The organism is Winogradskyella damuponensis, from assembly GCF_039538385.1.
GTDB classification, from domain to species: Bacteria; Bacteroidota; Bacteroidia; order Flavobacteriales; family Flavobacteriaceae; genus Winogradskyella; species Winogradskyella damuponensis.
The window spans coordinates 423,644-446,728 of record NZ_BAABCB010000015.1 but is presented as its reverse complement, the minus strand read 5'-3'; the positions used below and the strand labels follow the sequence as shown (position 1 = coordinate 446,728).

At 32.2% G+C, this 23,085-nt stretch carries 25 protein-coding genes and 3 tRNA genes; 15 read left to right on the top strand and 13 right to left on the bottom strand.

Features of this window, described 5'->3' with window-relative positions:
- Positions 1 to 46 precede the first annotated feature (46 nt).
- The gene (locus tag ABD730_RS07885) at positions 47 to 850 is read left to right on the top strand and encodes an HAD family hydrolase (protein WP_344713769.1); all 804 of its coding nucleotides are present in this window, start codon (positions 47 to 49) and stop codon (positions 848 to 850) included.
- Here the strand turns inward: ABD730_RS07885 and ABD730_RS07880 are convergent.
- The 9 genes from ABD730_RS07880 to tgt form a co-directional block, all read right to left on the bottom strand.
- Positions 824 to 1,246, bottom strand: coding sequence for a secondary thiamine-phosphate synthase enzyme YjbQ (locus tag ABD730_RS07880; RefSeq protein WP_344713767.1), 423 nt, complete (start codon positions 1,244 to 1,246; stop codon positions 824 to 826). The two genes, ABD730_RS07885 and ABD730_RS07880, sit on opposite strands and share 27 nt — an antisense overlap.
- A gap of 17 nt (positions 1,247 to 1,263) precedes the next feature.
- Positions 1,264 to 1,542 carry an EF-hand domain-containing protein gene (locus ABD730_RS07875; RefSeq protein ID WP_115818022.1) on the bottom strand — a complete coding sequence of 93 codons (279 nt, stop codon included), beginning with the start codon at positions 1,540 to 1,542 and terminating at the stop codon, positions 1,264 to 1,266.
- 163 nt (positions 1,543 to 1,705) lie between these two features.
- The gene (locus ABD730_RS07870; protein ID WP_334471685.1) at positions 1,706 to 2,890 is read right to left on the bottom strand and encodes an asparagine synthetase B; all 1,185 of its coding nucleotides are present in this window, start codon (positions 2,888 to 2,890) and stop codon (positions 1,706 to 1,708) included.
- 203 nt (positions 2,891 to 3,093) lie between these two features.
- Entirely contained in the window at positions 3,094 to 4,128 is a 1,035-nt protein-coding gene (locus ABD730_RS07865; RefSeq protein ID WP_215925151.1) for an AI-2E family transporter, read from the bottom strand.
- 71 nt (positions 4,129 to 4,199) lie between these two features.
- Positions 4,200 to 5,732 carry a replicative DNA helicase gene (gene dnaB, locus ABD730_RS07860; RefSeq protein ID WP_334471672.1) on the bottom strand — a complete coding sequence of 511 codons (1,533 nt, stop codon included), beginning with the start codon at positions 5,730 to 5,732 and terminating at the stop codon, positions 4,200 to 4,202.
- Positions 5,733 to 5,900: 168 nt separating this feature from the next.
- Positions 5,901 to 6,854 (bottom strand): acetyl-CoA carboxylase carboxyltransferase subunit alpha, encoded by a 954-nt coding sequence (locus ABD730_RS07855; RefSeq protein WP_334471670.1) that lies wholly within the window; start codon positions 6,852 to 6,854, stop codon positions 5,901 to 5,903.
- A gap of 143 nt (positions 6,855 to 6,997) precedes the next feature.
- A complete protein-coding gene (locus ABD730_RS07850) occupies positions 6,998 to 7,897 on the bottom strand; it encodes a DMT family transporter (protein ID WP_334471668.1) in 900 nt (299 codons plus the stop codon).
- Positions 7,884 to 8,960 carry an LptF/LptG family permease gene (locus ABD730_RS07845; RefSeq protein WP_344713761.1) on the bottom strand — a complete coding sequence of 359 codons (1,077 nt, stop codon included), beginning with the start codon at positions 8,958 to 8,960 and terminating at the stop codon, positions 7,884 to 7,886. Before ABD730_RS07845 ends, ABD730_RS07850 begins: the two co-directional genes overlap by 14 nt.
- A gap of 57 nt (positions 8,961 to 9,017) precedes the next feature.
- Positions 9,018 to 10,148 (bottom strand): tRNA guanosine(34) transglycosylase Tgt, encoded by a 1,131-nt coding sequence (tgt, locus tag ABD730_RS07840; RefSeq protein ID WP_215925158.1) that lies wholly within the window; start codon positions 10,146 to 10,148, stop codon positions 9,018 to 9,020.
- 268 nt (positions 10,149 to 10,416) lie between these two features.
- Between tgt and ABD730_RS07835 the strand changes: the two genes are divergently transcribed.
- From ABD730_RS07835 to ABD730_RS07825, 3 genes are read left to right on the top strand one after another with little or no spacing between them, the layout of a single operon-like run.
- Entirely contained in the window at positions 10,417 to 11,262 is an 846-nt protein-coding gene (locus ABD730_RS07835; RefSeq protein WP_334471665.1) for a transketolase, read from the top strand.
- Positions 11,263 to 11,305: 43 nt separating this feature from the next.
- Complete coding sequence (locus tag ABD730_RS07830; RefSeq protein ID WP_215925160.1) at positions 11,306 to 12,259, top strand: transketolase family protein; 954 nt, start codon at positions 11,306 to 11,308, stop codon at positions 12,257 to 12,259.
- 56 nt (positions 12,260 to 12,315) lie between these two features.
- Complete coding sequence (locus ABD730_RS07825; RefSeq protein WP_344713760.1) at positions 12,316 to 12,915, top strand: outer membrane beta-barrel protein; 600 nt, start codon at positions 12,316 to 12,318, stop codon at positions 12,913 to 12,915.
- Between the two features lie 77 nt (positions 12,916 to 12,992).
- On the opposite strand, the gene ABD730_RS07820 is transcribed toward ABD730_RS07825, so the two are convergent.
- The gene (locus tag ABD730_RS07820) at positions 12,993 to 14,054 is read right to left on the bottom strand and encodes an FKBP-type peptidyl-prolyl cis-trans isomerase (RefSeq protein ID WP_334471664.1); all 1,062 of its coding nucleotides are present in this window, start codon (positions 14,052 to 14,054) and stop codon (positions 12,993 to 12,995) included.
- 137 nt (positions 14,055 to 14,191) lie between these two features.
- Between ABD730_RS07820 and ABD730_RS07815 the strand changes: the two genes are divergently transcribed.
- The 3 genes from ABD730_RS07815 to ABD730_RS07805 all read left to right on the top strand — a co-directional run bounded on the left by ABD730_RS07815 (position 14,192) and on the right by ABD730_RS07805 (position 15,768).
- Positions 14,192 to 14,569, top strand: a complete 378-nt coding sequence (locus tag ABD730_RS07815; RefSeq protein WP_344713758.1) for an RNA-binding S4 domain-containing protein — start codon at positions 14,192 to 14,194, stop codon at positions 14,567 to 14,569.
- Between the two features lie 17 nt (positions 14,570 to 14,586).
- Positions 14,587 to 15,171 carry a methyltransferase domain-containing protein gene (locus ABD730_RS07810; protein ID WP_334471661.1) on the top strand — a complete coding sequence of 195 codons (585 nt, stop codon included), beginning with the start codon at positions 14,587 to 14,589 and terminating at the stop codon, positions 15,169 to 15,171.
- A 93-nt stretch (positions 15,172 to 15,264) separates the two neighbouring features.
- Positions 15,265 to 15,768, top strand: coding sequence for a phosphoribosyltransferase family protein (locus ABD730_RS07805; protein WP_334471659.1), 504 nt, complete (start codon positions 15,265 to 15,267; stop codon positions 15,766 to 15,768).
- On the opposite strand, the gene ABD730_RS07800 is transcribed toward ABD730_RS07805, so the two are convergent.
- Entirely contained in the window at positions 15,760 to 16,281 is a 522-nt protein-coding gene (locus ABD730_RS07800; protein WP_344713756.1) for a shikimate kinase, read from the bottom strand. The genes ABD730_RS07805 and ABD730_RS07800 overlap by 9 nt on opposite strands.
- Before the next feature lie 129 nt (positions 16,282 to 16,410).
- Here ABD730_RS07800 and ABD730_RS07795 point away from each other — a divergent pair.
- The 8 genes from ABD730_RS07795 (at position 16,411) to ABD730_RS07760 (ending at position 21,489) form a co-directional block, all read left to right on the top strand.
- Positions 16,411 to 16,483: transfer RNA gene (locus ABD730_RS07795), tRNA-Lys, on the top strand.
- A gap of 274 nt (positions 16,484 to 16,757) precedes the next feature.
- Positions 16,758 to 16,830, top strand: a tRNA-Lys gene (locus ABD730_RS07790).
- Between the two features lie 57 nt (positions 16,831 to 16,887).
- Positions 16,888 to 16,971 (top strand) — tRNA-Leu (locus ABD730_RS07785).
- Between the two features lie 154 nt (positions 16,972 to 17,125).
- Positions 17,126 to 18,025 carry a MerR family transcriptional regulator gene (locus ABD730_RS07780; RefSeq protein ID WP_334471269.1) on the top strand — a complete coding sequence of 300 codons (900 nt, stop codon included), beginning with the start codon at positions 17,126 to 17,128 and terminating at the stop codon, positions 18,023 to 18,025.
- 4 nt (positions 18,026 to 18,029) lie between these two features.
- Positions 18,030 to 19,484 carry a phytoene desaturase family protein gene (locus tag ABD730_RS07775; RefSeq protein ID WP_334471271.1) on the top strand — a complete coding sequence of 485 codons (1,455 nt, stop codon included), beginning with the start codon at positions 18,030 to 18,032 and terminating at the stop codon, positions 19,482 to 19,484.
- Between the two features lie 17 nt (positions 19,485 to 19,501).
- Positions 19,502 to 20,341, top strand: coding sequence for a phytoene/squalene synthase family protein (locus ABD730_RS07770; protein ID WP_334471272.1), 840 nt, complete (start codon positions 19,502 to 19,504; stop codon positions 20,339 to 20,341).
- 17 nt (positions 20,342 to 20,358) lie between these two features.
- A complete protein-coding gene (locus ABD730_RS07765; RefSeq protein ID WP_334471274.1) occupies positions 20,359 to 20,808 on the top strand; it encodes a sterol desaturase family protein in 450 nt (149 codons plus the stop codon).
- Between the two features lie 3 nt (positions 20,809 to 20,811).
- A complete protein-coding gene (locus ABD730_RS07760) occupies positions 20,812 to 21,489 on the top strand; it encodes a lycopene cyclase domain-containing protein (RefSeq protein WP_344713752.1) in 678 nt (225 codons plus the stop codon).
- 28 nt (positions 21,490 to 21,517) lie between these two features.
- On the opposite strand, the gene ABD730_RS07755 is transcribed toward ABD730_RS07760, so the two are convergent.
- Positions 21,518 to 22,090, bottom strand: coding sequence for a TlpA family protein disulfide reductase (locus ABD730_RS07755; protein WP_344713750.1), 573 nt, complete (start codon positions 22,088 to 22,090; stop codon positions 21,518 to 21,520).
- A gap of 79 nt (positions 22,091 to 22,169) precedes the next feature.
- Positions 22,170 to 23,048 carry an anti-sigma factor gene (locus ABD730_RS07750; protein WP_344713748.1) on the bottom strand — a complete coding sequence of 293 codons (879 nt, stop codon included), beginning with the start codon at positions 23,046 to 23,048 and terminating at the stop codon, positions 22,170 to 22,172.
- Between the last annotated feature and the right edge of the window lie 37 nt (positions 23,049 to 23,085).

The following is a 23,085-nucleotide window of genomic DNA, read 5'->3' as shown; positions in this document are numbered from 1 at the left end:
GGTTTTTTATTTTATTTAATTTGAATACAATTTTTAAGAATACAATATGAAGGACGTTAAAATGGTAGTTACAGATATGGATGGTACTTTACTAAACTCTAATCACGATGTGAGTTCCAAATTCTTTGAGCTATTTAAAGACTTAAAACAACAAAATATCCAATTTGTTGCGGCAAGTGGACGGCCTTATTATAGCATTGTGAAAAAACTTCAACCTATAAAAAATGATATTATAATCGTAGCAGAAAATGGTGGTTTAGTAATTCAAAATCAAAACGTACTGCTTTCTAATCAGCTAAATCCAAATAGAGTATTAGAACTTTATACCTTGGTTTCAACTATTGCAGACGCCTACCCTATTTTCTGTACGCAACATCAAGCTTTTATTCTTAGGGCTTCAGATGATTTGGTAAAGACTTTTTCTGAATATTACTCAGACTATACCATTATTGATTCCTTTGAAGACATCACAGATGATGTCATTAAAATAGCATTGTATCACACCACAAATTCTGAAAAACATATATTTCCCTTTGTGAAACACCTAAAACCAGAACTCAATGTTGTGGTTTCAGGAAATCATTGGGTCGATATTTCTGAAGCTATTACTAATAAAGGAAATGCGCTAAGCTTTTTACAGAGGCAACTCAATATTACTCCTTCTGAAACTATGGTCTTTGGAGATTATAATAATGATTTAGAAATGTTGACATGCGCCAAATATAGTTACGCAATGGCAAATGCACATCCTAATGTTAAAAATGTGGCTAATTTTGAAACAGCATCTAATGATAATAATGGTGTAGAATTGGTTTTAGAACAACTAATTACCGAAAGCCGTAAGCACTAATTGCCTACCGCCTGCTCTATTTCTATGCTCACAAAGATAAATGCCTTGCCAAATCCCGAGATTTAATTGACCATTTGTGATAGGAATTTGAACAGAGGTCCCCATTAATGATGCTTTTATATGGGCAGGCATATCATCAGAACCTTCGTAAGTATGTTGGTAATAAGCCTGATTTTCTGGAACCATTTTATTGATGTGGCTTTCAAAATCTATCCTAACCGTTGGATCTGCATTCTCATTTATAGTTAAACTCGCAGATGTATGTTTAATAAACACTTGTAATTGCCCTACATTAATTTGTTTTAGTTCTGGAATTGCTCGTAAAATATCTGATGTAATCAGATGGAAGCCTCGTGAAAACGCTTGTAGTTTTATTTCTTTTTGAAAAAAATTCATATGGCTATAACATTTTTTTATTTAGATTCCTCTGTAATTTCATCAATAGCAGATTTAAATTCTTTCCAACTGATAAGGTCATCACCATCTTTATCGTAGCCTTCGATTAATTTTGAAGAGACCATACCACGAATAAATCCGGTAATTTCAGCATCCTTTAATAGTTTTACGATTTCAGCTTTATTGAGTTTTCCATCACCATCCTTATCAAAAAAAGCAAAAGCATCTTCAGGGGTTTCAAAGTGATTAGTAATTAAGATTTGAATTTTGTGGAGTATGGTTTCTTTTGATAACATTTGTTTTGAGAGTTTTATTAAATAAGTAATACTACACGTTTAAGTTAATAAAAAAAGGTCACTTTAAAGCGACCTTATAGTTAATGATTATATATTCTAACGTTTTGATTATCCTTATTAAAATTAAAAGTATTTAATATTGATTCACTAAATAAATTTTATATTATGTTTTCTGCTTTTTCTTTTTAGCTGCAGGAAACAATACATTATTCAATATCAATCGGTATCCTGGAGATGTAGGATGTAAATCTAATTCTGTTTTTGGGTCACCTACACGATGTGTATAATCTTCGGGATCGTGACCACCGTAAAAAGTGAAGAAACCTTTTCCTTTAATACCATGTATATATTTAGCCTCACCGTTGGTTCTGTTTTCTCCCATTACCAAAACATTAGATTTAATTTGGTCTCTAGTAAACGATGTAGTTTGTCCCATAAACCCTTTGACCAAAGCAGTATGATTTTGAGTTAACATTGTAGGGATTGGGTCCCATTTTGCAGAATACTCCATTAAAGAAAAATAATCTGTCGTCTTAGGGATTTTACGTTTTTGAGTCATATCTATTGACGAAAACTCATACACATTAGGACTACGTTCTAAAATATAATCTTTAAAAGCAAAGGTCTTACTAAAGTCAATTTTATTTTGATAGCCAGGATCACTCCCATCGCCATCAAACATCGGTTCACAAATATCTACTCCTTCTGCAGAAAGCGCAATATCAAAACTATCTGTTGCAGAACACATGGCAAACATGAAACCACCTCCAACAACATAATCTCTAATTTTAAGTGCTACAGCCAATTTAGCCTCAGACACTTTATCGTAGCCTAACTTTGTGGCTAATTCTTCGGCTTCTTTTTTATCTTCAATGTACCATGCTGCTGAGCGGTAAGCTCTATAAAATTTTCCATATTGCCCTGTAAAATCTTCATGATGTAAATGCAACCAGTCGTAAAGTAATAATTCATCATTTAAAACTTCTTCATCGTAAATGGTTTCGTAAGGAATTTCAGCATAAGTTAACACCATAGTCACCGCATCATCCCAAGGTTTTAAACCTTTTGGTGTATAAACTGCTATTTTAGGTGCTTTTTCTAACACAATAGCTTCTTGATTTACTGCAGGACTTGCAATATCTTCTAATATTTGAGCTGCTTTTGCATCTGAAATCACTTCAAAAGACACGCCTCTAATTTGGCATTCTCGTTGAATAATTTCGGCATCAGGTAATAAAAACGAACCTCCTCTATAATTAAGTAACCATTTTACCTTAAGCTCTCGTTCTAGTGTCCAATAAGTAACACCATAAGCTTTAAGATGATTATTTTGTGTTTCGGCATCCATAGGAATAAGGATATAGGATGCGTAAGCATTTATACTTAAAAATAAAGTAAAGATGATAAGAAATAGATTTTTCAAGTTCATAAATTTAGAACGGAATATAACCAAATTTTAGTCTGTTTAAGTCTTATTTAATAATCTTTTAAGACCTATTGAGTTGAATAAAATCTGAACAATGAATTTCTTTAAAAAAAACACATTTGAATTTAATCTAGCTGAGTCTCATTACCAGAAAGTAAACTAGCAATGACCTTAGTCCCTTCAAACTGCTCTAAGATAATTTTAATAAAAACGGTAATAGGAATAGCCATAATTAAGCCTGGAATGCCCCAAAGAAATCCCCAAAACATCAGCATTACCAATACTGCAATGACATTTATAGAGAAGGATTTTCCCATAAAAATGGGCTCCAAAATGGCACCAAAAGTCACTTGAACCATAGAAATAGCGAAGATAAAAAAGAACAGAGTACTCGTTGGATCCAATTCTACAAACGCAAAAATAGATAATAGAATTACAGAAATAAAAGAGCCTACCATCTGAACAAAATTAATAGCAAAAGCAAATAATCCCCAGAAAATAGGAAAACTCACATCAAAAAACACACACATTAATCCTGTAAACAAACCGGTTAAAGCACTAACTAAAACTTTTACCTTAATAAATTTAATAAGGTCTTTTTCTATTTTCATAAACGTTTTAATAGAAGTATGCTTTTGTTTTAATAGTGTATTATTAAGTAATTTATGAACGTTTATTGATTCTGCCAACCACAATACCACAAAGAATACTGTCATTAATAAAGCTGTTAGAAACGAATTTACAAATCCGAGAGTAGACCCTAGATTTTCTTTTTCAAATAATTGACCAATAAGTCCGTGTTCTTGTTCAATTTCTATTCCGAAGTTATCAAATAAATAGACTTTGAGATCTGCAATTTTTAATTCGGCTTTTGATAAAAATTCGGTATTGTTAGCTAATATTTGTTTGCTAGATAATTGCACCAGTTCTATACCTATTTTAAGACCAATAGAAACGAGTAATAAAACGATAATGATACTAACAATTTTTGGTACTTTTCTACGTCCTAACCATCGCATTAATGGTAGAAATAGCAAGGCTATAAACATTGAAAAAATCAATGGAATAAAAATAAAAGACAGAATCTTTAGTAAGTAAAACACTAAAGGAATTACAATAATTAACAACAAAATGTTTGTTGTACGTCTTTGGTCTAACATGAGGCAATTTGATTTTATCTAAAGCATACAAAGATAGGATAAAAAATAGTGCTCAAATACATAAAAAGCTGTTAAAAAGGTACACCATCATCTTCTGGTCCTCCAAAAGCATCCGAAGGAGATGGGAAATTATCAGGAGTAAATGTATTATCATTAGCAGCTTCATTCATTTTAGAATGAAATTCACCAAATGGTGTATCAAAATCATCTAAATTATCGAACTTACCTAAGTGACCAATAAATTTCAATCTGATGTTTTCTAAACCACCATTTCTGTGTTTAGCAACAATAAATTCACCTTGTCCTTCGGTTGGAGAGCGCTCTTCATCATCCCATTCATCAATCTTATAATATTCTGGTCTGTATATAAACGATACAATATCTGCATCTTGCTCAATCGCTCCAGATTCACGTAAATCGGATAATAAAGGTCTTTTACTTCCTCCACGCGTTTCTACAGCACGTGATAACTGAGATAAGGCAATAACAGGAACACTTAATTCTTTTGCTAAAGCTTTTAAGTTACGGGAAATCATCGAAATTTCTTGTTCACGATTACCTCCTTTTTGGCTTCCTCCTGCTGTCATTAATTGCAAATAGTCAATCATAATCATCTTAATACCGTATTGAGATGCCAAACGACGTGCTTTTGCTCTTAAATCGAAAATTGAAAGTGAAGGGGTATCATCTATAAATAAAGGGGCTTGTTCTAAGGTCTTAACTTTAACGTTAAGTTGCTCCCATTCGTGTTTTTCTAACTTACCTGTTCTTAATTTTTCTGAAGACAAACCTGTTTCACTCGAAATTAAACGTGTAATTAGCTGTACTGAAGACATCTCTAAAGAAAAGAAAGCCACAGGAGTATTACTATTTACAGCCACATTACGAGCCATGGTTAGTGTAAATGCTGTTTTACCCATACCAGGACGTGCAGCTACAATTACTAAATCACTAGGTTGCCAACCAGACGTTAACTTATCTAATTTATCAAAACCAGAAGGAATTCCACTCATACCTTCTTTATTTGAGATCTCTTCAATTTTCTTTTTGGCTTGAATAACTAAACTCTGAGCAGATTCTGTAGATTTTTTAACGTTACCTTGAGTCACCTCATATAATTTGGCTTCAGCGGTATCTAAAAGATCGAAAACGTCTCTGGTTTCGTCGTAAGCTTCTTCTATAATTTCATTTGAAATTTTGATTAAACTTCGTTGAATGTATTTTTGAAGAATAATACGTGCATGAAACTCAATGTGAGCAGAAGAAGACACACGTTGTGTTAATGAAATAAGATAAAAATCGCCACCAATCAAATCTAATTTTTGGTCCTTCTTTAATTGGCTAGAAACGGTTAATAAGTCGACTGGCTCACTATTCTCAAATAATTTAAAAATAGCCTCAAAGATATGCTTGTGCGCCTCTTTATAAAAAGCGTCTGGGCTTAAGATGTCAATTACTTCATCTACACCTTTTTTATCAATCATCATTGCACCAAGCACAACTTCTTCTAAATCAGGTGCTTGAGGCGGTATTTTTCCTTTTTCTAAGTTAATAATTGTGCTTTTATCAACTTTATAGCCTTGTACTGGATTGGGTTGTTTCATAAGTAACAAAAGTAGTCAAATAGTATTGACGATCTGATTATAAGTGGTTTTCAATCTTAACAGTTAGTTAACAATCTAACTGTTAATAACTCTATTTTATTGTTAATAGCGCCAAAAAAAACCGAAGCTTAAACTTCAGTTTTTTTTAGTTTCCTATGTTTAATGGATTCAGTCTTTATAGACTCCCATAGCATCGTATTTTGCCATACGTTGATTCACTAAATCTTTTGGTGATAAGTTTTTAAGCTCTTCATAAGATTTAATAATAGCATCTTTTACGGCAGAAAAAGTCTTATCTCTATCAGTATGTGCTCCACCAAGTGGTTCTTTAATAATAGAATCGACAAGCTTCATACGTTTCATATCTTTTGCTGTTAGTTTTAAGGCCTCTGCAGCTTGTTCTTTATATTCCCAACTTCTCCATAGAATTGAAGAACAAGATTCGGGTGAAATAACAGAATACCATGTGTTTTCTAACATCATTACACGGTCACCTACACCAATACCTAGAGCGCCACCAGAAGCTCCTTCGCCTATAATAATAGTAATAATTGGGACTTTAAGACGTGCCATTTCTAGAATGTTTCTCGCAATAGCCTCTCCTTGTCCTCGCTCCTCTGCTTCTAAACCTGGATAAGCACCTGGCGTATCGATTAAAGTAACGACAGGAATTCCGAATTTTTCGGCAGACTTCATAAGTCGTAATGCTTTACGATAGCCTTCAGGATTAGACATTCCGAAATTACGATACTGTCTGGTTTTGGTATTAAATCCTTTTTGTTGGCCAATAAACATATACGATTGGTCGCCAATTTTACCTAAACCACCAATCATGGCCTTATCGTCCTTTACATTTCTATCTCCATGTAGTTCTAAAAACGTATCTCCACAGAGTGCTTTTATATGATCTAATGTATAAGGTCTGTTTGGGTGCCTAGACAGCTGAACACGTTGCCAAGCTGTAAGGTTTTTATAGATATTCTTTTTAGTTTCAGCTAACTTTTTATCTATCTGTTTACAGGTTTCAGTAACATCTACATCACTTTCTTTTCCTATAATCTGACATTTATCTAGCTGCTCTTCTAATTCTTTTATCGGTAATTCAAACTCTAAATATTCCATACAATTTGAAGTTGTTTTTTGTTTCGTTAGTTTACAAACCTACGGCTTCTAAATTTATTTCTAATCACTAAATTTAAAGTAAGTTTTCTTATTGCGGATACAAAAATACAGATTATATAAGAAAATATAAAGACTTTAATCTGTTATACTTTTAGTTTGCCTTTCCTAATCTTGTAATTTTTAAAAACTGCATCAAATAAAACTGTGATTAACACAAGAATAGCTCCTATATAAAATTGAGGAGACATCTTTTCTGTTTCTGGAAATAAAAATAAAGCTATTGCAATTCCGTATAGCGGTTCTAAGTTATAACTTAAAATAACCGTAAATGGACTTATATAACGCATTACATCTACAGAACCAATAAATGCATATGCTGTACAGATAGATGCTAAAATGAATAAATACATCCAATCTGAATTTGATAATGTAAAGAACTCTGCATTAAATGTTTTACCTGACAATAAAATAAAAACTGTTAAAAAAAGTACGCCACTTATAAACTCGTAAAACGAAATAACTGTGGCATTATGTTTCTCAATAAAACGACCATTTATAACTGCAAATAAAGTAGAAAATAAAGCTGAAAACAGTCCCAAAATAATGCCGTTAACATACCCCATCTCGCTACTGGTGATTAAAACCACTCCCAATACCACTATAATACCAAAGATAATTTCGTAGCCTAAAATACGTCGTTTAAAAAATAAAGGCTCAATGAACGAAGCAAAAAAGGCACCTGAAGAAAACATTGCCAAAGCTATAGAAACGTTAGCTTGATTGATAGCTTCAAAAAAAGTAATCCAATGTAAAGCGATAATAACTCCAGCTGCAGAAAATTGTAAAAATGTAAGTCTAGAAATTTTAACATCTAACCGAATAATTTTGATGTAGATAAACATTAAAATTCCAGCGATAGCCATTCTGTACCATACGAGTTCTAGCGCTCCAATAGTAATTAACTCACCTAATATAGCGGTAAATCCAGCAATTATGACTAGAAAATGTAAATGTAAATAATGCTTAAGTTTAGCGTTTGGCATTTTGCAGCAGATATATAGCTAAAATACCAAATATAACATTAGGAAACCATACAGCTACTAAAGCCGAAAAATTAGACTGCTCTGCCATAACTCCAAAAACCTTATCAAAAAAGACATAAATCATAGCAATAGCAATACCAACAGCAAGATTAACTCCCATACCTCCGCGTCGTTTTACAGAAGATACGGCAACAGCAATAATTGTAAGAATAAATATAGAAACAGGAATACTCCATTTTCTTAATTTCACTACTTCATAACGGCCAATATTAGGAGAGCCTCGTCTTTTTTCTGCCGCAATAAACTTAAGTAAATCCCCATACGATTTTGTTTCTGCGGCATACTGAACAGGAGTCAAATCTTCGAGTTCAAATGGTAAATCCAGTTGTTTTCTATTTTCTCTTTCTACTGTTTCTATACTATTGTTAAAAGAACGCTTCATATAGTTGGTAAGCTGATATGTACTATCTTCTTCTGTGTAGCGAATATTACTTGCGAAAATTTTATACTTCATTTCGTTGCCTTCAAAATGTTCGTAGGTAAAATTCTGACCCGATTTATTTCTTGGTATAAAGTTACTCACATAGATATAATCATTGTCATTAATTTGTTGATAGACATCTCTTGTTTGCTGTACTTTCCGATTCTTTCTTAAATATTTAAATTTAAATTCATTAAACCCTTGGCTGGCTATTGGAGCTAAATACATCCCTAAAAACAGAGCGAAGCTAGCAACAATTGTAGCTCCAATTATATAAGGTCTTAAAAAGCGTGAAAACGAAACTCCTGAACTTAGAAAAGCAACGATTTCTGTATTATTAGCTAGTTTGGATGTAAACCAAATAACAGATAGAAATAAAAATAAAGGAAATAGAAGGTTTGCAAAATAAACCGTAAAATCTAAATAATAATATGCGACTTCTCCAAAAGGCACATCATTTTCTAACATTTTACCTACTTTTTCGGCCAAATCTACTGTAATTCCAATAGGAACAAACAGCAATAGCATCATGAGAAATGTAAGCAAATATCGTTTTAATATGTACCAGTCTAGAATTTTCAATTTTGTTATTTCGTCTTTAATTGTTTCGTTTTACTTATGCTTTTTTAGTTTCAAATACTACAAACGGTTATCCATTTGTTTTACCATTTTATCTTTCCATGTTCTAAAGTCTCCTGCAATAATATGTTTTCTGGCTTCTCTAGTTAACCAAAGATAAAATCCAAGATTATGAATGGTTGCAATTTGTTTCCCTAATAATTCATTAACAGAAAATAAGTGTCTTAAATACGCTTTACTATACTCTGTATCTACAAATGTAATACCCATTTCATCTATTGGCGAAAAATCATCAGCCCATTTTAGATTCTTAATATTAATAGAACCATGAGCCGTAAACAACATGCCGTTTCTAGCATTTCGTGTTGGCATTACACAATCAAACATATCTACACCTAACGCTATATTTTCTAATATATTGATTGGCGTTCCAACTCCCATTAAATAGCGTGGTTTATCTTCAGGTAAAATGCTACACACGACATCTGTCATGGCATACATTTCTTCTGCAGGTTCTCCCACAGAAAGTCCACCAATAGCATTCCCTTCTGCACCAGCATTCGCAATATATTCTGCAGATTGTTGTCTTAAATCTTTATAAGTACTTCCCTGAACAATCGGAAAAAATGTTTGTTCATAATCATATTTAAAAGGGGTCTTTTTTAGATGTGTTAAACAACGCTCTAACCAACGATGCGTCATATGCATAGAACGTTTAGCATAGTTATAATCACACGGATAAGGTGTACACTCATCAAAAGCCATAATGATATCGGCTCCAATACTACGCTGTACTTCCATCACATTTTCTGGCGTAAACACATGGTAGCTACCATCAATATGAGATTTAAACTTTACACCTTCTTCTTTAATCTTTCTATTAGAAGACATGGAATATACTTGATAACCTCCAGAATCTGTTAAAATATTACGATCCCAATTCATAAATTTATGCAAACCTCCAGCTTGTTCTAAAATTGGAGTTTGAGGTCTTAAATAAAGGTGATAGGTATTTCCTAGAATAATATCTGGGTTAATATCATTTTTCAATTCTCTTTGATGCACTCCCTTAACCGAAGCCACTGTGCCTACTGGCATAAAAATAGGAGTTTCTATAGTGCCGTGATCTGTTGTAATAGATCCTGCTCTTGCTTTAGTTTCTTTATCGTTTGCTACTCTTGTAAATTTCATGTGTATGTACTTATTATTTTTCAGTGGACACATGTTGTTTACTATTAATCATTTGTTTAACCAATAATAATTTTAGCATGTTTGTTTCCCGAATTGTAAGTCAGATGGCAAATATAAATAACTCAAAAACATTACTTCTTAATAAAATCCAAATAATCAATTAAAATTGTTAGCAAATCATACAATTCGTTAATAAGTGCACCTTTTCAACTTTTGAAAACCCTTAGTAAAAAGTTACTTTTGTACCATAAAACTTAAGCAATATAACATGCCAAACATTAAAGAATTAACTGATTTAACTACTCAAGTTCGTAGAGATATTTTACGAATGGTACACAAAGTAAACTCTGGCCATCCAGGAGGATCATTAGGTTGTGCCGAATTTTTTGTTTCTCTATACCAAGAGCTCATGGAAACTAAAGATGGTTTTGACATGGACGGAATTGGAGAAGATTTATTTTTTCTTTCCAACGGACATATTTCACCTGTATACTATAGTGTATTGGCAAGGTCTGGCTATTTCCCTGTTGAAGAATTAAATACGTTTAGACTTATAGATTCGCGTTTACAAGGGCATCCAACTACACATGAAGGGCTACCAGGCATCAGAATTGCATCTGGTTCTTTAGGACAAGGCATGTCTGTAGCACTTGGCGCAGCACAAGCAAAGAAATTAAACAATGATAATCACTTAGTATATAGTCTTCATGGTGATGGTGAACTTCAAGAGGGTCAAAACTGGGAAGCCATAATGTATGCTTCGGCTAAAAAAGTGGACAATCTAATTTCTACAATAGATTTAAACCAACAACAAATTGATGGTTCTACAGATGACGTTTTACCAATGGGCAGTCTAAGAGCTAAATTTGAAGCTTTTGGTTGGACTGTTTTAGATATTGAAAAAGGTAACGACATTGAAGCTGTTATAAAAGGTATGAAAGAGGCTAAATCCTTAACAGGAAAAGGGAAACCTGTTTGTGTTTTATTACACACAGTTATGGGTAATGGCGTTGATTTTATGATGCACACACACGCTTGGCATGGTAAAGCACCAAACGATGAGCAACTAGCTAATGGTTTAGCTCAAAACCCTGAAACTTTAGGAGATTACTAAAAAAAGTCTAATTAAACAGATACCCATTTTTATGGGCATTATTATGAAAACATATACATACACAGAAAAAAAAGATACAAGAAGTGGTTTTGGTGCTGGTTTAGCAGAACTTGGAAGAACCAATCCTAATGTTGTAGCACTTTGTGCTGATTTAATTGGATCTTTAAAAATGGACGAATTCATTAAAGAAAATCCAGAACGTTTTTTCCAAATTGGAATAGCAGAAGCTAACATGATGGGAATTGCTGCTGGTTTAACCATTGGTGGAAAAATCCCTTTTACAGGAACTTTTGCTAATTTCTCTACAGGTCGCGTTTATGATCAAATTCGTCAATCTATTGCTTACTCAGGTAAAAATGTAAAAATTTGTGCATCGCACGCTGGTTTAACTCTAGGTGAAGATGGAGCGACACATCAAATTTTAGAAGATATTGGATTAATGAAAATGTTACCTGGAATGGTGGTTATTAATCCATGTGATTACAATCAAACCAAAGCAGCAACTATAGCTATTGCAGACTATGATGGTCCTGTATATTTAAGATTTGGTCGTCCGTCTGTTCCAATTTTTACTCCTGCAGATCAGAAATTTGAAATTGGTAAAGCTATTAAATTTACTGAAGGTACAGATGTAACTATAGTTGCAACTGGGCATTTGGTTTGGGAAGCTCTAGAAGCATCAAAAGCATTACATGAAGCTGGTATTTCTGCCGAAGTGATAAACATTCACACAATAAAACCTTTAGATGATAAAGCTATTTTAGACTCTGTGGCTAAAACAGGTTGTATTGTTACTGCCGAAGAGCACAATTATCTTGGTGGTTTAGGAGAAAGTGTTGCTAGAGTTTTAGCACAACATCATCCAACACCTCAAGAATTTGTAGCTACAAACGATACTTTTGGTGAATCGGGTACTCCAGCGCAACTCATGGAAAAATATGGATTGAATAGTGATGCCATTCAAAATGCTGTTAAAAAAGTATTGAAAAGAAAATAACTTCATTTTGGCAACGTTTTTGATATTACACATGTTTAATCTTAAAAACGAACATTATGAAACATTTGAAAAAATCGGTTACCCTAACTGTAATTTTAGCTTTTATTGGATTTAGCATTAATGCACAAAATGAAAGTTTATTTGGTTTTAAAGGAGGTTTAAATTACAGTGCTAACGGAGATTATTTTGAATCTATTGGTGATAATGCCAAAAACCCTGATCGCAACGTAGGCTATCATATTGGTGTTTTTGGAAAAATAGGAAACAAGCTTTATTTAAGACCTGAGTTGATTTATACAGCAACAAAAAGTGACTATAATAGCAATGTGTTTTCGGTTAAAAAAATTGATGCTCCGGTATTAGTTGGTATTAAAGTGCTAGGCCCATTGAGTGTATTTGCAGGACCTTCGTTTCAATACATATTAGACACCGAATTTGAAGGTATTTCTATTGACAACGTTAATGATGATTTTTCTGTAGGATTAAATTTTGGAATTGGAGTTAACTTCAATAAAATAGGTATAGATCTTAGATACGAAAGAGGATTTAATACTAACGAAGCAACTTTTATAAACAACAATATTGGAGCTGGTGCAGTAAGTAGAATTGATACAAGACCAGATCAATTAATTCTAAGTTTATCTATAGGATTATAAACTTAATGAAATAAAAAAGCCGCTCAATAAATGAGCGGCTTTTTTTTACTTTTTACTGAACTAAATTTCTTTAAAAATTATTGTTCGTTATAATTAATTTCAATTGTTGCGTCTAAATAATCTGGAATACCATCATTATTAGAATCTGCAATAGTTACTGTGTTAATTGTAATTACACCATCATTAACAGATCTACTACGTTCAAACTCATTTGCCGCTAAAACTGGCTCAACTTCTCCCATATTTGTATCTACAGTATATGTTGTTGGAATCAATTCATCTATTGTTAAAACACTATCACCATCATCATTATTATCAATAAAATTAGAAAACGAATCTTCGTCCGTATTATCATCTTCTACGTCTAAATCTCCATCTAAGTCTTCTATATAAGATGGAATTCCATCATTATCATGATCTACAACTTCATATTGAAGTAATTCAAACTTAAAAATAAGATTATCATAAGTAGAACCTGTGGTAATAGCAGAAAAATAAGCTAAACCAGAAGGTATAAACATTACACCTAATCCAAAATCAGTATAGTTAACAACACCATCTACTAAACCATCTACAAAACCTGCTTTAAATGTAGGTAAAACAAGTTGCCATGCCTTTATTGTCCCAGCAACTGTAAAACCATCCGACTGCAAGTTTAATTCTATTGGTGTAGCTGAAGATTCAAAAACTTCTTCCTCTCCTCCTGCTTCTTCATTTACAGAGCTTCCTTCATATCTTACACGCAAAGCATCTGTAAATTTAGGTGCACCACCACCTCCTTGATTTAAACTTAAAACATAATATTTGTACTCTGTTTCAAAATAAGTTACTGTACGTGTTTCTACAACATCCATAAGAACGGTTTCGTTGTCTGGATTTACATGATTTCCATTAACATCTAAAGGTAATTCTGAAATTATGATGTCCGAATATTTATGATTTGAACCAGTCTCAAAAAAGCTAGAATTGTAATAATGTGTTTCAAGATAATTTACAATAGCAGCATCATCTATAACCTGTTGTTCTGTTCTATCTGCAATGACAATAGCTGTTCCTGTATCGTCATCACTACTACAAGAGATAAAGACTGTTATTAGAGTGAATAAAAAAAGGGTAATTTTTAAAGTTTTAATTTTCATAGAAATATATATTGTTCATGTTTAACCATCAGTAAGTTAACACACAAAATTCATTATTGCATATTTTTAAGGCGCAAGATACAATAATATAATATTTTTGTACTACAACATTAACGTAGTTTTTAGTAAATTAAGATATGCGAATTGACAAATATTTATGGTGCGTGAGATATTACAAAACACGAAGTATTGCGACAAAAGCTTGTAAAAAAGGACAAGTAAAAGTTAATGGCGTAGCAATAAAACCATCTAGAGAAGTTTTTCCAACAGATAAAATAGAACTTAGAAAGGATCAAATTATATATCAGCTTACCGTTAATGATTTACCTCCCAATCGTGTAGGAGCTAAATTAGTTGACCTATACAGAACAGATACAACACCAAAGTCTGCTTTTGAAGCTAAAGAGCTTTTAAAATATAGTAAAGACTACTACAGAAAGAAAGGTGTAGGACGTCCTACTAAAAAAGACAGACGCGATATTGATGATTTTTATAACGATGAAGAAGAAGAATAACTTACTCTTTTTTTAACATGGATAACTTAAACAAAAATTACTGGGAAAATAGATATACCAACAACCAAATTGGTTGGAATATTGGCGCCATCTCTACTCCGCTTAAAACTTACATTGATCAATTAAAGGATAAATCATTAAAAATTCTAATTCCTGGTGCTGGTAATAGTTATGAAGCCGAATATTTATGGAATAAGGGCTTTAAAAATGTTTATGTTTTGGATTTTGCTCAACAGCCTTTAGATAATTTAAAAAATCGCGTTCCTAAATTTCCTCAAGACCAACTTTTAAATGCTGACTTTTTTACATTAAGTAACAACTTTGATCTTATTATTGAACAAACCTTTTTTTGTGCACTAAACCCAATCTTAAGACAACAGTATGTTGAACAGATGCATCACTTATTAAAACCTAAGGGAAAACTTGTTGGCTTATTATTTAATTTTGAATTAACGGAGGAAGGACCTCCTTTTGGCGGAAATAAAGCTGAATATAAATCACTTTTTAAGAATAAGTTTAAAATAAAAATTCTAGAACCATCAATTAATTCTATAAAAGAAAGACAAGGTAAAGAACTGTTTTTTATCTTTGAAAGCCTTTAAGAGGCATTTGACTTACCTTAATTACAGTCAACTTAAATTGTTAAGCTACAAATTGTCGCTTATTGTAATTTTTAAATCTTGTAAAGAGCAGCTATGGCACTAACTAAAAACACCATTTTAAGTCATAAAGAAATAGAGCATAAAATAAAACGAATTGCTTATCAAATTTATGAAAGTAATGCCAATGAGACAGAACTCATTATTGCAGGTATTGAGAACAATGGTTATCTATTAGCAAAGAAAATAAAATCTAATTTAGATAAAATCTCAGATATAGAATCTACCTTATGCAAAGTCACCATAAATAAAGCGGTACCAACAGAACCTATTAAAACATCTATTAGTAAAGAAAGTTACACCAATAAATCGTTGGTATTAATTGATGATGTATTAAACTCTGGTAGCACTTTAATATATGGCATTAAACACTTTTTAGATGTGCCACTCAAACAGTTTAAAACTGCTGTTTTGGTTAATCGAAATCATAAAAAATATCCTGTTAAGGCTGACTTTAAAGGTATTTCACTTTCTACATCTTTATTTGAACATGTTCATGTAAATTTATCTAAACAACCTTACGAGGCCTATTTAGATTAAGTAAACTAAAAGTTCTTCTAAAACTTCCTGAGGGGTTTTATGGTCTGTATTTAACGTGTATTGCGCCTGACTGTAATAATGTGAACGCTCAAATAAATGTTTGCCAATAAACTCCATTAAATCATCTTCAGAATTTATGCTACTTATTAAGGGTCTATTTTCGCGTTCTAAGAATAATCGGGTTGTTAATAGAGGAATTGAAAGCTTTAAATAAAACGACTTCAAATTAGGGTGCCCTACCATAAGTTTCATGTTTTCTCCATAACAAGGTGTACCTCCACCTAATCCTAGCACAAGGTTTTTAGAAGAATTTAAAATTTCGGTTAAATATTCCGTTTCCTTTTTTCTAAAATAAATCTCTCCCTTTGTTTTAAATATTTCGGAAATCGATTTTTCTTCTTTATCAGAAATGTACGCATCTAAATCTAAAAAACTGTACTTCAAAGCCGTAGCCAATTCCTTACCAATAGTTGATTTTCCCGATCCCATATATCCTATTAAAACTATAATCATAACACTTACAAATTGATTATTAAACCCATAGGTTTGTTCACAACAAAAAAACAAAAAAAAAATTTAAAAAAGTGTTGTTAAATTAAAGAAAGCTTATATATTTGCACCCTCGTTAGAGAAAAGCATTATGACTAGTTAGCTCAGTTGGCAGAGCATCTCCCTTTTAAGGAGAGGGTCCTGGGTTCGAGCCCCAGACTGGTCACAAAAAAAAAGGTTAAGCGTAATGCTTAACTTTTTTTTTTGGTCTAAACGTAACTCACACTTTAAGATAAGCGATTATTTAGAAAATAAACTAACAAAAAAATAGTTAAAACACGCATTATCAAATCACTACAAAACGAATAATTACATATTAAATAAATATTCTAGGACACTTATAACCGTCATCAAATAAAAAAAAATATTTTTTTTTGATTCTGTTCTTTGTATTTATATAAAGGTTTTATATTTGCACCCTCGTTAGAAAAAAACATAACGACTAGTTAGCTCAGTTGGCAGAGCATCTCCCTTTTAAGGAGAGGGTCCTGGGTTCGAGCCCCAGACTGGTCACTAAAAAAAAGGTTAAGCGTAATGCTTAACTTTTTTTTATATTTACTTCATTATTTTGCGCACGTGGCGGAATTGGTAGACGCGCCAGCTTGAGGGGTTGGTGGACATTAGTCCGTGGAAGTTCGAGTCTTCTCGTGCGCACAATTACTTAAAAATCACATTTATATTCTTCACTAATAAATAAGCCTTCACTAGGTTTCTTTGCATTTTACAATTCTTTTTTTCATAATTTTTGTTAATTCTAAACTTCGTATTGGTATAAACCTTATTTTTGTTTAAACATTTTCAAAAAAAAATGAACAATATTAAAGATAGGTTTAGCATTAAAGATCTAGAAAACCTTACTGGAATTAAAGCACACACGATTAGAATTTGGGAAAAGCGTTATAATTTGCTTGAGCCCAAACGTACAGAAACAAATATTAGATATTACGACTTAGCTAATTTTCAAAAGCTTCTTAACGTAAGTTATCTTAATAATAATGGCTATAAAATATCTAAGATTGCAACCATTGATTCTCAGAAAATCCCGCAATTAGTTAGAGAAATTGCAACGGAATCAAATATGGAGAGCCATGCCATAAACGCTTTTAAGCTTTCCATGCTTAATTTTGACCAATCTCTCTTTTATAAGACTTATGATTCGCTTCTTAATGAAAAAGCTTTTCAAGATATTTTTTACAACATTCTTATACCCTTTTTAAAAGAAATTGGATTGCTATGGCAGACAGACACAATTACTCCTGCTCACGAACATTTTGTTTCTACACTTATCCGCCAGAAAATACTAGTCAATACCGAAAAAATTCAGGCCAAACAAATGCACACCTCCAATAAAACATTTGTGCTTTATTTGCCTGACAACGAAATACACGAACTCGGCTTAATGTTTATTAATTATGAGATTATTAGACACGGTTACAGGTCTATATTTTTAGGACCAAGTGTTCCAATACAAAGTCTTAGAGATATTAAAAACTACTATGATGAGATTATTTTTGTATCTTATTTTACTGTTAAGCCTGAAAAAGAAAATCTTTTAAGCTACATAGAAGAATTTGATGATGCCTTGTTAAAAAACTCTAATACAAGTTTCTGGGTTTTAGGAAAAATGCTAGATGGTATTGACAAAATGCAATTACCTGAACATATTAAACCATTCGATTCTATTAAAGCACTAATTAAAGAATTATAAATTAATGTCTAAAACAATATCCATAATAGGTTCTGGTTTTTCAGCTCTATCGGCAGCATGCTATCTAGCTAAAGCAGGACATACTGTTTCTATCTACGAAAAAAATGATACTGTAGGCGGAAGAGCAAGACAACTTATTAAAGATGGATTTACCTTTGACATTGGCCCAAGTTGGTATTGGATGCCTGATGTTTTTGAAAAATTCTTTAACGACTTTGGAAAAACCACCAGTGACTACTACCAACTAGACAAGCTCAGTCCTGCTTATAAAATCTTCTTTTTAGACGATGTAATTACCATAGGTGATCACATGGATAAAATTTGTGAAGAATTTGAACGTATTGAAGCAGGAAGCTCTAAACCATTAAGAAAATTTATAGCAAGAGCACAAGAGCACTACGATATTGCAATAAATAAAGTTGTACTAAAACCAGGTGTTTCACCTTTTGAGTTGGTATCTAAGGAAACCATTACAAGAGTAGACCAGTTTTTTAAAACCATAAGCTCGGAAGTTCGTAAAAACTTTAAAAACCCAAAACTTATTTCAACATTAGAATTTCCAGTATTGTTTTTAGGAGCAAAACCTAATCAGACACCTTCTTTTTATAGTTTTATGAATTTTGCAGATTTTGGCTTAGGAACATGGCACCCTAAAGGAGGTATGTATGAAATTATTAAAGCCATGCAAAGCTTAGCAGAAAGCATAGGTGTCTCTATTTATACAAACAGCAATGTTGAAAAGATAACGGTTAAAAACAATACCGCTGAAAGCATCACTGTTAATGAAAAAATTATTCCTTCTGATATTGTTTTAAGTGGCGCAGATTACCATCATACAGAAACCTTACTAGAAAAACAACACAGACAGTATAGCGAAGCTTATTGGAACAAACGAACATTTGCTCCTTCTTCCCTACTCTTTTATATTGGTTTTGATAAAAAACTACAAAATATAGAACATCATAATTTATTTTTTGACACAGATTTTGAAATTCACGCAAAAGACATCTATGACAATCCTAAATGGCCAGAAGATCCTTTGTTTTATGCCAATTTTCCTTCTGTTACAGATAAAACTATGGCGCCTCAGCATTGTGAAACAGGTTTTTTCCTCATTCCTATTGCGCCTGGTTTAGAAGACACACCCCAATTACGTGACCACTATTTTAATCTTATTATAAAGCGTTTCGAAAAAAGAACACATCAAAATGTTCAAAAACATATTCTTTTTAAGTCGTCTTTTTGTGTTAATGATTTTATAAGCGAATACAATTCTTATAAAGGAAATGCTTATGGTTTGGCTAACACATTAACGCAAACGGCCTTTTTAAGACCAAAATTAAAAAGCAAAAAAGTTAAAGACTTATATTTTACAGGGCAATTAACTGTACCTGGACCAGGTGTACCTCCAGCCTTAATATCGGGAAAATTAGTATCTGAACTAATTCAAAAAAATTAATTTTAATAACACACAGTATGAAATCAATTTTCGACAATGTCTCTAGAGAATGTAGTAAAGCAGTTACTAATGCTTATAGTACATCATTCTCATTAGCTACAAAAATGTTATCACATAGCATAAGGCAAGATATTTACAATATTTACGGATTTGTAAGATTTGCTGATGAGATTGTTGATACATTTCATGACTACAACAAAGAACAGCTTTTTAACAATTTTGAAAGGGATTTAGAAGCTGCTTTGGAAGATAGAATTAGCTTAAACCCTATTTTAAATTCCTTTCAAGAAACCTATCACAACTATGGCATTGACAAACATTTGGTAGATTCTTTTATGAACAGCATGCGACTTGATCTTCATAAAACAGATTATTTGACCCATGATGAATACGAAGAGTACATTTATGGTTCGGCAGATGTTGTTGGATTAATGTGTCTAAAAGTTTTTGTTAAAGGTGATACTGAAAAATATGAAGACCTAAAAGCATCTGCAATGAGCTTAGGATCAGCTTTTCAGAAAGTCAATTTCTTACGTGATTTAAAAGCCGACTTTGAAGGTTTAAATAGAACTTATTTTCCAGATACAGATTTAAATCAATTAGACGAAACTTCAAAAAAAGCAATTATATCTGATATAGAATCTGATTTTGAAAAAGGATTACAAGGCATAAAACGATTACCTTTAGAAGCTAAATTTGGAGTATTTATGGCTTATCGTTATTATAGTAAATTATTAGATAAACTTAAAAAAACTCCTGCTTTACAGATTAAATCGACTAGAATTAGAGTGCCTAATTACAGAAAAATAGAGCTACTTACAAGAAGCTATGTTAAATATCAACTGAATTTACTTTAAAATATAAATAGATAATTATGCAAACTATTTTTTGGATACTGATTTTCTTAAGTACATTCTTTATCATGGAATTCAATGCTTGGTTTACACACAAGTATATTATGCATGGTTTTTTATGGAATTTACACAAAGATCATCACAAAAAAGATCACGATAGTTGGTTTGAACGTAATGATGCCTTTTTTATTTTCTATGCCATTGTTAGTATGGTTTGTTTTTACTTATGGAGTTACGAAGCCATTTGGTATTGCCTACCTATAGGATTAGGTATCTTAGTATATGGTGCAGCCTATTTTATTGTTCACGATATATTTATTCACCAACGTTTTAAGTGGCTACGAAACATAGATAATAAATACGCAAGAGGATTGAGACGTGCCCACAAGATTCACCATAAACACTTAGGGAAGGACAAAGGAGAAAACTTCGGAATGTTAATTGTTCCTTTTAAATATTTTAAACAATAACTAATGAATTATCTGTATTTACTTTTAGATTTAGGGTCACTTTCTATACCTTTTATTTACAGTTTTCATCCAAAATTACAGTTTTATAAGCATTGGAAGTCTTTATTTATTGCCATCATAATAACCATGTGCTTCTATGTTCCATGGGATATTATATTTACACACTACGGCTTTTGGGGTTTTAATGACTCCTATTTTTTAAAGTATAGAATCTTTAATTTACCCATTGAAGAATGGTTGTTTTTTATATGTATACCTTATGCTTGTGTATTTACACATTATTCGCTCTTATATTATTTTCCAAACATGAGCGTTTCTAAAAAAACCACAAAAACTATAAGCTACATCTCATTAGCAATATTATCAATTACATTAATTTTTGCCTATGACAAATGGTACACTTTAGTTAATTTTATTTATGCTATTGGTTTAATTCTATTTGTTTTAAAATTTAATATTAAACTTCTGCAAGAATACTACGTAACCTTCTTAGTAATGTTAATTCCTTTTTTTATTGTAAACGGACTATTAACCGGGAGTTGTATTGAAAATGAAGTTGTATGGTATGACAATAGTCAAAATCTTGCTTTTAGAATTTTCACAATTCCTATTGAAGACATGGTGTATGCGTTTACACTTATACTTACCAATTTATACCTTATGAAACGTATTAAGCTATAAAAATATACAACTATAGCTTAAAACCAAGCTAATCTATTAACGTGTTAAGCATTTCTCTAACTTTGTCGCTATTCCAATCTATAGCACTAGATTCGTCTACAACAATTTCTCCTTCTTTATTAATAATAAAAGTTCTTGGTATCGTCTGAGTTGACAAGGTTGAAGGCACTTGATTTAATGGATTATACACTTCAAAATTAAACCCTTTTTTTGTTTTAAATTTTTCTACAGTTTTAAAATCATCACTAGTAACAAACATAAATTCTACTTTAGCGTTGTAGTCATTATATAACTCTTGAAGACTTGGCATTTCTGCAATACAAGGCGGACACCAGGTTGCCCAAAAGTTTATAAATACAACTTTTCCTTTAGTATCATTAAAACTAACAACCTTATTAGTATCGGATATTAACTGCCAATCTGTATAGCTTACAGACACCCTGTCTTCTTTATTAATAAGTGATGATTGATTCACGTAGCTCAACCCTTTATGAAGCGTTACCTGAATAGCACTTCTTGTTTGAGGTATAATAAGTAACAAGATAACCGCAATACCAATTATATTAGAAATTATAGATTTTTTCTTATTTGATTTTTTCATATCCGTATTAATATAAAATAAAGAAGCGCAACACCATAAATTTGGTATCACGCTTCAAATCTAACAAATTTAATCTAACTTAACTTTTTGTTACGGTTCCTGAAATAACAGAAACGGGTCCTACTTCCATTGAAATGGTTGTACGTACAGAAGCTTCTTCTGGTACTACATGCGCTAAGGGTTTTAACGTAAAAGGTGTTGGACTATTATCTGGTACCGGTTCAACAGAAATCACGATTGTTGCACCACGCAAATCGGTTGGAAACGTCATTCCTGCAGGAGCGTTTTGTAAATAATCTTCACCTGGAAAATCTGGTCCATTTCCGGCATCTCCTTTAAAAACTGAAGTAGCTGCATTATCATCTGCTAATGTTGGGTCTGTAAATGTTCCTGTACTAACTGGTGTACCATCTATGACTGCCCAACCTTCGTATTTCCAACCATCTGTTAGCGTTGGTAAATCTAATCCTGCAACAGCACTTCCACTAGAGTTGTCTAAAAACCAAACTCCACTTTCCTCGTTAGTATCATCTACATCTGTTGGTGTTGCTAAAATATAGTTACCTGTAGAAGTACTAAAATCTGCAACTATACCATTAGAATTTACACTTGCCAAAGTTCCGGAAAAATCACCTGCTAAAATTTTTGTAGCAGCTGGAGCGGGATCAGAATCTACTGCAGGTTCAATAGACAATACAAATGTAGTTGCCATAGCTAACTGTTCTGAATTTACATTAAATGTTTGAGGAAAATCTACACTACTAAATGTTCCTGTAGATACTGGAGATCCATCTACAATAATCCATCCTTCATAAACAAAATCATCACCTAACGCTTCTAAACCATCAAGGTTGAGGGTTAAATTTGAATTTACTGAGCTTGTGTTATCATCATCACTACTACACGAACTGGCAAAAATCCCTAATGCCAATACCGCTAAAATCATTTTTTTCTTCATTGCTTTTTTAATTTTAAAATTATATTTCAAAATTAAA

What these genes read in the sequence shown, in the direction of transcription:
- ABD730_RS07885 (WP_344713769.1), top strand. Translation starts at nt 47, where the DNA reads ATGAAGGACGTTAAAATGGTAGTTACAGATATGGATGGTACTTTACTA.
- ABD730_RS07880 (WP_344713767.1), bottom strand. Translation starts at nt 1,246, where the DNA reads ATGAATTTTTTTCAAAAAGAAATAAAACTACAAGCGTTTTCACGAGGC.
- ABD730_RS07875 (WP_115818022.1), bottom strand. Translation starts at nt 1,542, where the DNA reads ATGTTATCAAAAGAAACCATACTCCACAAAATTCAAATCTTAATTACT.
- ABD730_RS07870 (WP_334471685.1), bottom strand. Translation starts at nt 2,890, where the DNA reads ATGGATGCCGAAACACAAAATAATCATCTTAAAGCTTATGGTGTTACT.
- ABD730_RS07865 (WP_215925151.1), bottom strand. Translation starts at nt 4,128, where the DNA reads ATGTTAGACCAAAGACGTACAACAAACATTTTGTTGTTAATTATTGTA.
- dnaB (WP_334471672.1), bottom strand. Translation starts at nt 5,732, where the DNA reads ATGAAACAACCCAATCCAGTACAAGGCTATAAAGTTGATAAAAGCACA.
- ABD730_RS07855 (WP_334471670.1), bottom strand. Translation starts at nt 6,854, where the DNA reads ATGGAATATTTAGAGTTTGAATTACCGATAAAAGAATTAGAAGAGCAG.
- ABD730_RS07850 (WP_334471668.1), bottom strand. Translation starts at nt 7,897, where the DNA reads ATGCCAAACGCTAAACTTAAGCATTATTTACATTTACATTTTCTAGTC.
- tgt (WP_215925158.1), bottom strand. Translation starts at nt 10,148, where the DNA reads ATGAAATTTACAAGAGTAGCAAACGATAAAGAAACTAAAGCAAGAGCA.
- ABD730_RS07835 (WP_334471665.1), top strand. Translation starts at nt 10,417, where the DNA reads ATGCCAAACATTAAAGAATTAACTGATTTAACTACTCAAGTTCGTAGA.
- ABD730_RS07830 (WP_215925160.1), top strand. Translation starts at nt 11,306, where the DNA reads ATGAAAACATATACATACACAGAAAAAAAAGATACAAGAAGTGGTTTT.
- ABD730_RS07825 (WP_344713760.1), top strand. Translation starts at nt 12,316, where the DNA reads ATGAAACATTTGAAAAAATCGGTTACCCTAACTGTAATTTTAGCTTTT.
- ABD730_RS07820 (WP_334471664.1), bottom strand. Translation starts at nt 14,054, where the DNA reads ATGAAAATTAAAACTTTAAAAATTACCCTTTTTTTATTCACTCTAATA.
- ABD730_RS07815 (WP_344713758.1), top strand. Translation starts at nt 14,192, where the DNA reads ATGCGAATTGACAAATATTTATGGTGCGTGAGATATTACAAAACACGA.
- ABD730_RS07810 (WP_334471661.1), top strand. Translation starts at nt 14,587, where the DNA reads ATGGATAACTTAAACAAAAATTACTGGGAAAATAGATATACCAACAAC.
- ABD730_RS07805 (WP_334471659.1), top strand. Translation starts at nt 15,265, where the DNA reads ATGGCACTAACTAAAAACACCATTTTAAGTCATAAAGAAATAGAGCAT.
- ABD730_RS07800 (WP_344713756.1), bottom strand. Translation starts at nt 16,281, where the DNA reads ATGATTATAGTTTTAATAGGATATATGGGATCGGGAAAATCAACTATT.
- ABD730_RS07780 (WP_334471269.1), top strand. Translation starts at nt 17,126, where the DNA reads ATGAACAATATTAAAGATAGGTTTAGCATTAAAGATCTAGAAAACCTT.
- ABD730_RS07775 (WP_334471271.1), top strand. Translation starts at nt 18,030, where the DNA reads ATGTCTAAAACAATATCCATAATAGGTTCTGGTTTTTCAGCTCTATCG.
- ABD730_RS07770 (WP_334471272.1), top strand. Translation starts at nt 19,502, where the DNA reads ATGAAATCAATTTTCGACAATGTCTCTAGAGAATGTAGTAAAGCAGTT.
- ABD730_RS07765 (WP_334471274.1), top strand. Translation starts at nt 20,359, where the DNA reads ATGCAAACTATTTTTTGGATACTGATTTTCTTAAGTACATTCTTTATC.
- ABD730_RS07760 (WP_344713752.1), top strand. Translation starts at nt 20,812, where the DNA reads ATGAATTATCTGTATTTACTTTTAGATTTAGGGTCACTTTCTATACCT.
- ABD730_RS07755 (WP_344713750.1), bottom strand. Translation starts at nt 22,090, where the DNA reads ATGAAAAAATCAAATAAGAAAAAATCTATAATTTCTAATATAATTGGT.
- ABD730_RS07750 (WP_344713748.1), bottom strand. Translation starts at nt 23,048, where the DNA reads ATGAAGAAAAAAATGATTTTAGCGGTATTGGCATTAGGGATTTTTGCC.